We start from the raw sequence: 12,506 nt of genomic DNA on the forward strand, positions 1-12,506 counted from the left end.
GCGGGTACGTCACCGAGTCCCGTCAGTGACGCGCAACAGAGGCCGCCGATCGGCCGGCGGTCCGGGCCGTCCCGGACGTAGTCGCTTCACGGCTGCGCTCCGCGGCGGCGCTGCCACGGGGCGTGTGCGTAGCGGGACATTAGCGAAGCCGGTTCGCTGAGCGGAAGCCTCCGTCCAGAATCCGGGCAAGAGCAGATCCGGCCTGCCTGCATTCGTCCGGATACGCGCGCGCTCCGGGGCCGCGGCGGGACCTCAGCGCATGCGCGTGGCCCACTCCCGCACCTTGGCGATGCGCTGGCGCAGCTGTCCCGCCGTCGCCTCGGCGCTCGGCGGGCCGCCGCACACCCGGCGCAGCTCGGTGTGGATGACGCCGTGTGGTTTGCCGCTCTGGTGGACGTAGGCGCCGACCAGGTTGTTGAGCTCCCGGCGCAGCTCCATCAGCTCCTTGTGGGTCACCACCGGGCGCCGGTCGGCGGGCAGTTCGAGCAGGTCGGCCTCGCTGTCCGGCTTTCTGCGGCTGTGCGCGATCTGGCGGGCCTGCCGCTTCTGCAGCAGCAACTGCACCTGCTCGGGCTCCAGCAGGCCGGGGATGCCGAGGTAGTCCTGCTCCTCCTCGCTGCCCGGGTGGGCCTGCATGCCGAACTCGGCGCCGTCGTAGAGGACCCGGTCGAAGACGGCGTCGGACTCCAGTGCCTCGAAGGGCAGCATGTCCTGCTCGCCGGTGTCCTCGTCCTGCTCCCGGTTCGCCTCCTCCATCTCCTTCTCGGACTCGGCGTACGGGTCCTCCTCGCCCTCCTTCTTCGGTTTGTCCAGGGCGTGGTCCCGCTCGACCTCCATCTCGTTGGCGAAGGTGAGCAGGTCGGGGATGGTCGGCAGGAAGACCGAGGCGGTCTCGCCGCGCCGCCGGGACCGTACGAAACGACCGACGGCCTGGGCGAAGAACAGCGGGGTGGAGATCGTGGTGGCGTAGACGCCGACCGCGAGGCGGGGCACGTCGACGCCCTCGGACACCATGCGGACCGCGACCATCCAGCGGTCGTCGCCGTCGCTGAACTCGTCGATCCTCTTCGACGCGCCGGCGTCGTCGGACAGGACGACCGTCGCGCCGCTGCCCGTGATCTCGCGGATCAGCTTGGCGTAGGCGCGCGCGGAGTCCTGGTCGGAGGCGATGACGAGGGCGCCGGCGTCCGGGACGGCCTTGCGGACCTCGGTCAGCCGCTGGTCGGCGGCGCGCAGCACGGCCGGCATCCACTCGCCGCGCGGGTCGAGCGCGGTGCGCCAGGCCTGGCTGACCGCGTCCTTGGTCATCGGCTCGCCGAGCCTGGCCTCGATCTCGTCGCCGGCCTTGGTGCGCCAGCGCATGTTGCCGCTGTAGGAGAGGAAGATGACGGGCCGCACGACGCCGTCGGAGAGCGCGGAGCCGTAGCCGTAGGTGTAGTCGGCGGCCGAGCGCCGGATGCCGTCCTGGCCCTCCTCGTACGTCACGAACGGGATGGGGTTGGTGTCCGAGCGGAACGGGGTGCCGGTGAGGGCGAGGCGACGGGTCGCCGGCTCGAACGCCTCCAGGCAGGCCTCGCCCCAGGACTTGGAGTCACCGGCGTGGTGGATCTCGTCGAGGATGACGAGGGTCTTGCGCTGCTCGACGCGGTTGCGGTGCAGCATGGGGCGCACGCCGACGCCCGCGTACGTCACGGCGACCCCGTGGTACTCCTTGCCGAGCGGGCCCGCGCTGTACTCGGGATCCAGCTTGATACCTATCCGCGCCGCAGCCTCGGCCCACTGCTTCTTGAGGTGCTCGGTGGGCGCGACCACGGTCACCTGCTGCACGACGTGGTGGTGCAGCAGCCAGGACGCGAGCGTCAGCGCGAAGGTCGTCTTGCCCGCGCCCGGGGTGGCGACCGCGAGGAAGTCGCGCGGCTGCTCCTGGATGTACTTCTCCATCGCCCCCTGCTGCCAGGCACGCAGCTTGCCGGCGGTGCCCCAGGGGGCGCGTCCGGGGAAGGCGGGCGAGAGGTGATGCGAGTGCGACGAGCTGGCAGACATAGGCGTGGGCCCGGAGGGCCCTCCGTTGAGGGTGGTGGCGGGCGACGGGCGGGCGGTAGTCACGGTCTCCGGTTCGTTGTGCTGGGGGCTCGGCTACGGATGACAACCGGGCCACCCTACCGGCGGCCCGGCGGTGCCAACGCGCCGACGGCACGACGTCACTCGGGGATGGGATTCACGTCACACGCCGGGCTCCGCGAGCTCCCTCAGCACCTCGCCGATCAACTTGACCTCCTCCAGGGCGCCCGTGGCCACGGCGATGACCAGGCGCTCGGCCGCGTCGATGTCTGGGCGCAACTGCACGTTGTTCAGGGCCAGGAAGACGACACAGGATGTCCAGGCGGTGCGTTTGTTCCCGTCGACCAACGGGTGGTTGATGGCCAGCGACTGCAGGAGCGCTGCCGCCTTGTCGAACAGATCGGTGTACGCCTCCTGCCCGGACATCGAGGCGGAGGGGCGGTGGACGGCCGATTCCAGGAGGCCGGCGTCACGTACGACGACGTCCTGGTCATCCACCGCGTGCGCGGCAATGGCCAGGACGTCCTCGGCCGAGAGATAGATATGCGTCACTTGAGCCGCTCCAGCAGTTCGGCCCACTTGGCGGTCTGCTCCTTGGCGGCCTTCCGAACCAGGGCCTCGTGTGCCGTCCTGGCCAGGTAGTCGTCCACGGCCCTCAGCACTATGGCGTGCATGCTGACACCCTCCTCCTCGGCGCGCAGCTTGAGTGCTTCCGTCTGGTCGTCGCGGAGACGCAGGTTCATAGCCATACCAGAACAGTACCACCCCATGGGGTCAGAGTGGTACCACTCAGGAGTGAACCCGCACCCGCGTAGCCACCCAAACCCCTACCAACGCCACCCCCGCCATCGGCAGGAACACCGCCGCGAAGGCGGCCGGATGGGCGGCGGAGCCGGTTGCCGTCGCGGTCGTGTGGGCCACCGTGCCGCCGCCCAGCGCGGCGAACGCGGCACCCCCCACCGCGAGCAGCAGGACGTTGGACAGGGCGTCGGATATCTGCAGAGCCGCGGAGTTGGTACCGGCCTCCTCCGGGGCGGACAGCCGCAGCAGCAGCACGCTGGTGGAGGAGATGACCAGGCCCATGCCGAAGCAGCCGAACCCCCAGGCGACGGCGACCGTCCAGACCGGCACGGTGTGGATCAGCACGCTGGGCGCGGTGGCGATGGCGGCCGCCACCAGCACCATCCCGAAGGTCATCAGCCGCTCCCGGTACGGTGCCACGCGGGGCCGCGACTGCACCCAGGAGCCGAGCGCCCAGGTCCCGCCGCCCGCCGCCAGCGAGAAGCCGGCCAGCGTCGGGGAGAGCCCGCGCTGGGTGACGAGCATCAGCGGGACGAAGGACTCGGCGGCGATGAAGGAGCCCGCCGCGACCCCGCGCAGCAGCACCACGGACGGCAGCCCGCGCGCCGCCCGGCAGGTGCCGCGGGGCAGCAGCCCGCGCACGGCCGGCAGCAGCAGCGCGGCCCCCGCCGCTCCCGGTATCAGCGATGTCCACCGCAGGTCCTGCGCCGCGTACTGGAGCAGCCCGGCCCCGAAGGAGATACCGAGGGCGAGCCGGGTGCGCCGCAGGTCGAAGGACTGCCCGGGCTCCTCGTCCGTGCCCTCCTCCACCGGGCCCGACGCCCGCCGCCGTATCTGCGGCAGCGCCATCGCCAGCGGGAACACCACGAGCACCGGGATGCCGATGAACACCCAGCGCCAGCCCAGGTGCTCGGTCACCGCGCCCGAGGCGAGCGGGCCGACGATCGACGGGACCACCCAGGCCGCCGCGAACGCCGCCATGATCGCCGGACGCAGCCGCTCCGGGTAGGCCCGGCCCACGACGACGTACAGGGCGACGATCACCAGCCCGCCGCCGAATCCCTGCACGGCACGTCCGGCGATGAACACCCACATCGTCGCGGCCGTCCCGGCCAGCAGCAGCCCCGCCGCGAACGCGCCGATCCCGGCGGTCAGCGCCCCCAGCGGGCCGCGCCGGTCCGACCACTGCCCGGCGAGCACCATCCCGAACAGACTCGTCGTGAAGAACCCCGAGAACGCGAACGCGTACAGCGGCAGCCCGTGCAGCTCCCGGGCCGCGACCGGCATCGCCGTGCCCACGGCGGTCGCCTCGAAGGCGATCAGCAGCACGACGGAGACGATCCCGACGCTGAGCGAGCGGTAGGCACGGCCGAGCACGGTGTCGGTGGCCTCATCGGCCGCCACGGGAGCGGGCGCCGGCACCTCCTGCGGACGGGATCTGCCGGGGTGGTCGGGGGTGTCCGCGACGCCGGTGTCGCGTGGTTCCAGGGCGGTCATGGTCGTCAGGGTAAGGTCCGCAGCCGCTTCTTGCCCCTGTCGGGAGTCGCTCCCGGCCCGGGACCTTGGTCGTACGACCTCCACTCGTCCCCCCTTGCTTCGCAACGTGCTTTGTGAACGGCCTATGGCAGTCGTGTTGCGGCACCCGCCGTTTCCTTGAGCCGCCTCTCCCCCACGCCCTACGGTCGACGCACCGAGTCCGGAACGGACCGCCCGGCGGTTCCCCGACACGGCCGTGTGCCCGAGTGGCCCAGGGACTCGCCTGCAAAGCGAGGTACGCGGGTTCGATTCCCGCCACGGCCTCTGATGCCTCGAACAGGCAAGACGACAGGGCGGCACCCCTCTGGGGGGACACCGGGCATGAGCAACACCGTGGCGGCCGTGTGGCGAGCGTCGTGCAACCGTCCGTCGCGGACGTTCGCCTCTGTCAGCACGGCCTTCGGCTCAGCCCGGTCCTGAGCTACGCGGGTTCACTTCCCGCCACGGCCGCCCAGCGTGCGGTGCAGCAGCCAGAGGCTGAAGGCGAGGGTGGAGATGTCCTCGTCGAACGGGTGGAGCGCGGCCTCGGGTGCGCTCCAGGTCCACACCTCGCCCGTGGTTCCGTCGATCACCAGGCTGTCGCCCTCGGCCAAGTGGCCGAGGCGTATCAAGCGGTCGGCGTGGGGTGGGAGCTGACCGGGCGGACAGTCGTCCGGGTGCTCGTCGGCGTGGTACTCGGTGAGGGGGCGCAGGGGGATGTCGGTGTCCAGTTCGAAGAGGATGCCGTCCTCGGGCAGGCCCCTCTCGCGCAGGAAGCGGCGGGTCGGCTCGTGCGTGAGCGTGGCGGGGAAGTCGACGTCCTCGAAACGGACGACGCGGCCCCGGCCGAACTCCTCGTCCAGGAGGCGGGCGGGCAGGCTCAGGGTCAGGCCCGGGTTCAGGCCGGCGACCGTCCCGGGCACCTCGGCCCGGGCCGTTGCGGCGGTGCGAGTCGTGCTCATGGTTCCCCCGTGTTCTCCGGAGCCGTCGTCGCGGCTGCCCGACTGCCGGAAACACTACGACGCACCACTGACAACGGCCCCGACCTGCTCAAACGCCAGGGTTCAGCGGCTCACTGGCTGGTGACGACCGCCGCCTGCGGGCGGATCGGCAGGCGGTTGACCGGGCGGCCGGTGGCGGCCCGGACCGCGGAGGCGACGGCCGCCGGGGAGGTGACCACCGGAACCGCGCTGACCGACTTCGCGCCGAAGGGGGCCACGACGTCCCGCTCCTCGACCAGTTTCACGATCTGGATGTCGGGCGCGTCCAGGGCCGTGGGCAGGGCGTACCCGGTCAGGTCGGGGTGGCGGACCAGGCCGCGCGGGGTGCGCAGGTTCTCCGTGAGCGCGATGCCCACGCCCTGGGTGACGCCGGCCTCGATGCGGGAGGCCAGCTGCGCCGGGTTGAGGACCCGGCCGACGTCCTGGGCCACCGCCAGTTCCACCACGCGGACCGAGCCCAGCTCGATGTCCACGTCCACCACCGCACGGATCGCGCAGAAGGCCAGGCCCACGAAGGCGTCGCCCTGACCGGCCTCGTCCAGCGGCTCCGTGGGGTGCGGACGGCACTGGGCCGTCGCCCACAGCTCCTTGCCGTCCATGGCCTCGGTGACCGTGGTCGACAGCACGCCGTCGTACGAGGTGATCTTGCCGTCGGTGATCTGGAGCAGCTCGGTGGACATGCCGAACTTGTGCGCGAGGGGCTGGAGGAGCTGGGTGCGGACCATCTTCGCCGCGCGCTCCACCGCGCCGCCCGACACCCACGTGTGGCGGCCCCGGCAGCCCGCGCCGGCCGGGGGCTGGTCGGTGTCGACGGAGGCCACGTGCACCTCGTCGATGCCCAGCGTCTCCTGGACGATCTGCCGGGCGAGCGTCGTGAAGCCCTGGCCGCTCTCGACGGCCGCGCACAGCACCGTACCGACGCCGTTCTGGACCCTCACCGTGGCCGTGGAGACCTCGTCCGCGCCCTCCGCGCCGAGCATGTGCACCATGCCCAGGCCGTAGCCCACACCGCGGCGCACGGCGCCCGGCTCGCCCGCGCCCTCGGGGCCGCCGGGCAGCAGCCACTCGTCCTCGGGGGTGTCCTTGGGCAGCGGGGGCAGCGGGTGGTCCCGTACGGCCTGGAGCAGTTCGGCGACCGGGGCCGGGCACGTCACCGTCTGGCCGGTGGGCAGGACGTCGCCGGTGGCCATCACGTTGCGCAGCCGCAGCTCCGCCGGGTCGACGCCGAGCTTCCTGGCCAGCTTGTCCATCTGCGCCTCGTAGGCGGCGCACACCTGCATGGCGCCCTCGCCTCGGACGTGGCCCGAGGGCGGGTTGTTGGTGCGCACCGCCCAGCCCTCGATGAAGGCGTGGGGGACGACGTACGGCCCGCAGGCGAAGGAGACGGCGGCGGCCAGGGCGTCGCCGGAGGTGTCGGCGTAGGCGCCGGCGTCCAGCAGGATCTGCGCCTCGACCTTGACGAGTCTGCCCTCGGCGTCGGCGTGGTGGCGGTAGCGCAGCAGGGTCGGGTGGCGGTGGGCGTGGCCCAGGAAGGATTCCTCGCGGCTCGCCGTCAGCTTCACCGGGCAGCCGGTCTTCAGCGCCAGCAGGCCCAGCGGGAGCTGGAAGCCCTGGTCCTCGCGGTCGGCGGTGGCACCGGGGACGCCGGTGACGACGATCTTCACGCGCTCGGGTTCCAGGCCGTAGCAGGCGGCGAGCGCGTCCCGGTCGGCGTGCGGGTCGGTGGAGCCCAGGTACAGCTCGACACCGCCGTCCGGGCGGGGCACGGCGAGGCCGGCCTCGGCGCCGATCGGGGCGGGGTCCTGCCGGCCGATGCGGTACAGGCCCTCGACGACGATGTCGCCGGCGGCCTCCGGGTCGCCGTGGCGCAGCGGGATGTGCCGGACCAGGTTGCCGTCGGGGTGCAGCGGCTCGGCTTCGAAAGCCTGTTCGGGGTCGGTCACCGCGTCGAGTACCTCGTACTCGACGATGACGGCGGCGGCGGCCATCCGCGCGGTGTCCGGGTGGTCGGCGGCGACCGCGGCGATGGGCTCGCCGTGGTGGCGTACGACCTCGGAGGCGAAGACGGGGCGGTCGGCCGTGCCACGCCCGTACAGGGAGCGGCCGGGGACGTCCTCGTGGGTGACGACGGCCCGCACGCCGGGCATCTCGCGCGCGTGGGTGGTGTCGATGGACACGATGCGCGCGTGCGCGTGCGGTGAGCGCAGGACCGCCGCCCACAGCAGGCCCTCGGCCCACAGGTCGGCCGCGTACGGGAAGGTGCCCTCCGTCTTGGCGCGGGCGTCGGCGGGCGGCAGCGAGGAGCCGATCCCGTGCGGCAGGGGCTCCGGCGCGGGAGCGGTCTCCGTGGCGGCAGCGGCGGCGGCTTCGTCGGTCACGCCTGGCCTCCGTCCTGGCCGTAGGGGTCGTGCGGGTCGTGATGTCGGTGCGGGTCCTGGTGCCCGTGCGGGTCCTGGTGCGCGTGCGGTTCGTGCCCCCGCGGGGCCGGTGCGCCGAACGCCGAGGGGTGGATGCCGCCGGCGCCGGGGCCCGCCTGGTGCGGGATACGCGGCTCGCCGGCGTCCGTCTCACCGCCGTCGGCGGCGGCGTGTTCCGCGGCGGCGTGCGCCTCGCGCTCGGCGACGACCTCCTCGACCGCCCGCAGGACGCCCTTGTAGCCCGAGCAGCGGCACAGGTTGCCGCACAGGGCCTGGCGGGTCTCCAGTTCGGAGGGGGCCGGGTTGCCCTCCAGCAGGTCGTGCAGGGTCATCGCCATGCCGGGCACGCAGAAGCCGCACTGCACCGCGCCGCACCGCGCGAGCGCACGCTGTACGTCGGACGGCTGTCCGTCGACGGCCAGGCCCTCGACCGTGCGGACCTCGCTGCCGGCCGCGGTGACCGCGGGTACCAGGCACGAGGCGACGAGGCGGCCGTCCACCTGCACGTTGCAGGCGCCGCACTCGCCCTGCGAGCAGCCGTCCTTGGCGCCCGCGAGACCGAGCCGCTCGCGCAGCACGTACAGCAGCGACTCGCCGATCCACGCGTCGGTGACGGGCCGGTCCACGCCGTTGACCCGCAGCACGTAGGAGGCGAGCGGGTGCTCGTCCTGCGGCGGCGCGGGCGGCGGGCCGTCCGGGGCGGCGGCCTCCTGCTGCGCGCCGTCCGGGTCGGCCGGGTCGGTATCCGGGGCCGTGGGGTCGGAGGTCGTGACGGGCTCTTCGGCGGCCTGGCGCGGGTCGGCGGGCCCCTCGGCCGGGGTCGGTGCGGCGGGGCGCTCAGCGGCGCCCTCGGCGGCCTCCACGGGCGCGGTGCCGCCCTCGCGGACGCCCGCGGAGGACTCGTCGCCCCCGGCGGCCCCCGGAGGTCCGGCCGCAGGCCGCCCGGCCTCGGCGTCCGGTGCGGCGGCGACCTGTGCGGCGCGGCCGTCGGGCTCCGGCTCCGACTCGGCCCCGGCCGGATACGGGTGGGCGGCGGGCTCGCCGTCGTACGCACCGTCGGGGTACGCACCGTCGGCGGCGTTCTGCGGCGGGCGCGTCCACGGCTGCCCGATCGCCTCCGTCGCCCAGGGGGCGGGTGCGCCGCCGGGGAGGGTGGGCGGAGGGGTGCCGCCCCACTGCTGGACCAGGGACGAGGTGGTGAACTCACCCGATTCGTCCGGAAGGTCGCCGCCGGCGACCGGGATCGACCACTGCCCCGTGACGTCGTGCCCGTGCGCCTGGGCGGGGTCGTCCTGCACGGTCCACTGCTGGGTGGCCTCGGGGCGGTACGCGAACCGGTCGTCCGCGCCCGCGTCCCCGTTGCCGTCCTGCGGGGCCGCGTTCGGCTCGGGCCACCGGGCGCCTTCGGCGGGTACGGCCCAGCTGCCGGTGGCCGAGGGGTCGGTGGCCGTGGGCGAGGCGGGGGTGACCGTTATCTGCGGCGGCACGTAGCCGTGACCGGGCGCGGCCAGCGGGCTGTCGGCGGCCAGGAGGGCGTCGATGCCGCCCTCGGGGAGCTTCACGAACGCGGTGGCGCCGTCGTCGTAGTCGCCGTGCGGCAGCGGGTTCCAGCGGCCGCCGCTGCCGGAGGTGTCCTCCGCGTGCTGGTCGTCGGTCACGACAGCGCCCTCCCCAGTGCTCGTCGGGCCAGCGCGGCGACGGTGCGCCGCAGGTGCAGTACGGCGGGTGGAAGCTGCTGCACGGACCCGTCCGGGCCCGGGACCGGGTCGGGGATGCAGGCCGCGGCGACGTACTCGCCGAAGGCGGTGAGCGCCTCGGGGGCGATCGCGCGGTCGTTGTCCCAGTCGATGAGCCGGCCCACCCACTGCTCGGCGTCCAGGGGCCTGAGCGGCATCGGCGCTATGGCGCCCACCGCGCAGCGCACCCCGCGCCGGGCCGGGTCCAGGACCAGCGCCACGGACGCGACGGCCCGGCCGGGGCCGGTACGGCCGGTGGCCTTCACGAAGACCTGCGGGGCGTGCAGCAGCGGTACGCGCACGTAGCCGATGAGCTCGCCCGCGCGGAGCATCTCCATCCCGGCGAGCAGGTGCGAGACCGGGATCTCCCGGCGGGCTCCGCCCTGGCCGGCGATGATCAGGGTCGCCTCCAGGGCGGCCAGCACCGGCAGCGCGTCCCCGGTGGGGGCGGCCGAGGCGATGTTGCCGCCCAGAGTGCCGGCGTTGCGGATGTGCGGGGGGCCGGCCGCGCGCGCGGCGGCGGCGAGCGCCGGGATCAGGGCCGCGAAGTCGGGGCGCCCCATGCGCGCGTGCGTGAGGCCGGCGCCGAGCAGCGCGTGGCCGTCCTGGTACTGCCAGCCGCGGATCTCGCTGATGCGGCCGAGGCCGACCAGCGCGGCGGGCCTGAGCTGCCCGGAGTTGACGGCGGCCATGAGGTCGGTGCCGCCGGCCACGGGCACGGCCGCGGGCATGGCGGTGAGCGCCGCCACGGCCTCGTCCAGCGTCGTGGGCAGCGTGACGGCCTGCGCCGCCTGCGGTGCGTGCGTGGTCAAACCGGCTTGCCCCTTCCCGCTGCCCCACTGGTCCCACCCGTGTTGCCGTACGGTACGACCTGACAGGGCGGACGTGGCAACTCTGGCACATCTTCGCAGGGGGCGAGGACACGGGTCCGCCAGGCGGCATTCGCCCACCTCATCGGGGACATCGTCCGATTTGGCACACCATCACCGCTGCGGGCGCATTCCCACCCTTCGCTGACTCTTGCGGATTTTTTCCGCAGTCAGTTCGAGAAGCGCGACAGGGGCGGGGCGCCGCCGGTCACCTCACCGGTGGCGGGCCGTCGACCGGGCGGCCGAGCACGCCGGGGCGGCGTTGCCAGGGGTGGGGGCCGGCGGGAGGGCGGTACGAGACGCCCAGGGCGTCCAGGCGCCGGTAGTGGGTGGTCATCCGGCGTTCGAAGTCGGCGAAGTCGCGTCGCGAGGGTGCGGGCAGAGCGCTCCAGGCGACCTCGGCGAAGGCGGCCAGCCTGGGGAAGGTCTGGTAGTCCACGCGCGCGGAGTCCTCCATCACCTCGGTCCACACGTTGGCCTGAGTGCCCAGCACATGCCGGGCGTGGTCCGCGTCGAGTCCGGGAGGCACCGGCTCGAACCGGTAGACGTCCTCCAGGGTCCGCACGTAGCCGATGGGCACCGGCTCGTCCGCGCCCGCGTCCTGCCGGTGGTCCAAGTACACCTGCTGTTCGGGGCACATGACGACGTCGTGGCCGGCCCGCGCGGCGGCGATCCCGCCCGCGTACCCGCGCCAGGACGACACGGCGGCACCGTCCGCGAGGCCGATCGTCGTCGCCTCGCCTCCGGGCGCTTCAAGCCCCTGTCGACACTCCTGGTCGAGCGGTCGCTGCGCTCCCTCCTCCTCGTCGCTTTCGACAGGGGCGCGCCCTTCGGCTCGGCTCCCGCCTTCGAGGATCTCGTCCCAGCCGATGAGCCGACGCCCGCGCGCGGCGAGCCACTTGGCGAAGTGGCCGACGAACCAGGCCTGCAACTCGTCCTCGTCGGCCAGCCCGAGTTCCCGGATGCGGGCCTGTGCCGTGGGAGAGGCGCGCCACTGGTCCTTGGGGCACTCGTCGCCGCCGATGTGGAAGAACTCCGAAAATCCCGCGGGGCCCGTGGCGTCGGCCGGGAACAGGTCGAGCAGTTCCTCGAAGACGCCTTCGTAGAAGCGCAGGGTGTGGTCGGTGGGGGCGAGTACGTTCGGGTTGATCCCCCAGTTGTCCCAGACGGTGAGGGCGGTGGTGTCGACGACGTCGGTGTTGCCGAGTTCCGGGTACGCGGCGATGGCGGCCTGCGAGTGTCCCGGTACGTCCATCTCCGGGACGACGCTGATGTGCCGCTCGGCGGCGTACGCGACGATCTCGCGGATGTCGTCCTGGGTGTAGTGGCCACCGTGCGGTTTGTCCTCCCACAGCGGGGAGGCCCGGTGACCGACCTTGGTGCGTGACCGCCAGGAGCCGATTTCGGTCAGTTTCGGATACCGCTTGATCTCCACCCGCCAGCCCTGGTCGTCCGTCAAGTGGAGGTGGAGGACGTTGAGTTTGTGCGCGGCCATCAGGTCCAGGTAGCGCAGGACGCCGTCCTTCGGCATGAAGTGCCGGGCCACGTCCAGCATGAGCCCGCGCCAGCGGAAGCGCGGTGCGTCCTCGATGACCTGGGCCGGGATCGTGTGGGCGGCGCCCGGCCGCACGGGGGCGCGGCGGAAGGCGTCCGGGCCGAGCAACTGGCGCAGGGTCTGCGCGCCCCAGAAGACCCCGCCCGGTCCGCCGCCTCGGATCTCCACACCGTCGTCGGTCACGGAGAGCCGGTAGGCCTCGGACTCCAGCGTGTCGTCCAGACGCAGCCGCACCGAGTTCGCCGCGTGCGCCTGACCGGCGGACGGCGCGGAGGGCGAGTCGGCCGGCACCGCGGACGGCGGCCCGTCCAACCCGGCGGCCGGCAGCGGCAGCCCGAGGGCCGCGCCGAGCGTGGCCCTCAGCCAGCGCTCGGCGGTACCCGTGCCGGGTGCGGCCCGCAGGGTCGTGTCCTGGTCGAACAGGAACGCGCCGCCCAGGGGACCGGCGACGGCCCGAGCCGTCGCCGGAATCACATCGTTCTCGATCTCGTCCCGCGCCACGGACGGAGCCTAGGGACCACCGCGGGGCCCTCACAAGAGGTCTGGACCAA

9 protein-coding genes and 1 tRNA gene are annotated in these 12,506 nt (G+C 73.5%); 1 reads left to right on the forward strand and 9 read right to left on the reverse strand.

The features are described 5' to 3' along the window. Window positions 1-252 precede the first annotated feature (252 nt). The 4 genes from ACWDUZ_RS12405 to ACWDUZ_RS12420 all read right to left on the reverse strand — a co-directional run bounded on the left by ACWDUZ_RS12405 (window position 253) and on the right by ACWDUZ_RS12420 (window position 4,359). Entirely contained in the window at window positions 253-2,043 is a 1,791-nt protein-coding gene (locus ACWDUZ_RS12405) for a DEAD/DEAH box helicase (protein WP_451631765.1), read from the reverse strand. 180 nt (window positions 2,044-2,223) lie between these two features. Further along, complete coding sequence (locus ACWDUZ_RS12410) at window positions 2,224-2,613, reverse strand: type II toxin-antitoxin system death-on-curing family toxin (protein WP_451631766.1); 390 nt, start codon at window positions 2,611-2,613, stop codon at window positions 2,224-2,226. Then, window positions 2,610-2,810, reverse strand: a complete 201-nt coding sequence (locus ACWDUZ_RS12415; RefSeq protein ID WP_159767990.1) for a ribbon-helix-helix protein, CopG family — start codon at window positions 2,808-2,810, stop codon at window positions 2,610-2,612. Before ACWDUZ_RS12415 ends, ACWDUZ_RS12410 begins: the two co-directional genes overlap by 4 nt. Window positions 2,811-2,850: 40 nt before the next feature. Next, window positions 2,851-4,359, reverse strand: a complete 1,509-nt coding sequence (locus ACWDUZ_RS12420) for an MFS transporter (RefSeq protein WP_451631767.1) — start codon at window positions 4,357-4,359, stop codon at window positions 2,851-2,853. Between the two features lie 231 nt (window positions 4,360-4,590). On the opposite strand from ACWDUZ_RS12420, the gene ACWDUZ_RS12425 reads away from it, so the two are divergent. Next, window positions 4,591-4,662, forward strand: a tRNA-Cys gene (locus ACWDUZ_RS12425). Window positions 4,663-4,829: 167 nt separating this feature from the next. Here ACWDUZ_RS12425 and ACWDUZ_RS12430 read toward each other — a convergent pair. From ACWDUZ_RS12430 to ACWDUZ_RS12450, 5 genes are all read right to left on the reverse strand, one after another. Further along, window positions 4,830-5,339: an SUKH-4 family immunity protein gene (locus ACWDUZ_RS12430; RefSeq protein WP_451631768.1), complete on the reverse strand. Its 510-nt coding sequence runs from the start codon at window positions 5,337-5,339 to the stop codon at window positions 4,830-4,832. A gap of 110 nt (window positions 5,340-5,449) precedes the next feature. Further along, a complete protein-coding gene (locus ACWDUZ_RS12435; protein WP_451631769.1) occupies window positions 5,450-7,756 on the reverse strand; it encodes a xanthine dehydrogenase family protein molybdopterin-binding subunit in 2,307 nt (768 codons plus the stop codon). Beyond that, on the reverse strand, window positions 7,753-9,453 hold the full coding sequence (locus tag ACWDUZ_RS12440) for a 2Fe-2S iron-sulfur cluster-binding protein (protein WP_451631770.1): 1,701 nt from the start codon (window positions 9,451-9,453) through the stop codon (window positions 7,753-7,755). The genes ACWDUZ_RS12435 and ACWDUZ_RS12440 overlap by 4 nt, the downstream gene beginning before the upstream one ends. Further along, complete coding sequence (locus tag ACWDUZ_RS12445; RefSeq protein WP_451631771.1) at window positions 9,450-10,343, reverse strand: FAD binding domain-containing protein; 894 nt, start codon at window positions 10,341-10,343, stop codon at window positions 9,450-9,452. The genes ACWDUZ_RS12440 and ACWDUZ_RS12445 overlap by 4 nt, the downstream gene beginning before the upstream one ends. A 265-nt stretch (window positions 10,344-10,608) precedes the next feature. Next, window positions 10,609-12,456, reverse strand: a complete 1,848-nt coding sequence (locus ACWDUZ_RS12450; RefSeq protein WP_451631772.1) for a beta-N-acetylhexosaminidase — start codon at window positions 12,454-12,456, stop codon at window positions 10,609-10,611. Window positions 12,457-12,506: the final 50 nt, after the last annotated feature.

Source organism: Streptomyces sp. NPDC003393 (assembly GCF_053589015.1).

Excerpts from the sequence above, each read along its gene's own strand:
- ACWDUZ_RS12405 (WP_451631765.1), bottom strand. The coding sequence starts at position 2,043 with ATGTCTGCCAGCTCGTCGCACTCGCATCACCTCTCGCCCGCCTTCCCC.
- ACWDUZ_RS12415 (WP_159767990.1), bottom strand. The coding sequence starts at position 2,810 with ATGGCTATGAACCTGCGTCTCCGCGACGACCAGACGGAAGCACTCAAG.
- ACWDUZ_RS12420 (WP_451631767.1), bottom strand. The coding sequence starts at position 4,359 with ATGACCGCCCTGGAACCACGCGACACCGGCGTCGCGGACACCCCCGAC.
- ACWDUZ_RS12430 (WP_451631768.1), bottom strand. The coding sequence starts at position 5,339 with ATGAGCACGACTCGCACCGCCGCAACGGCCCGGGCCGAGGTGCCCGGG.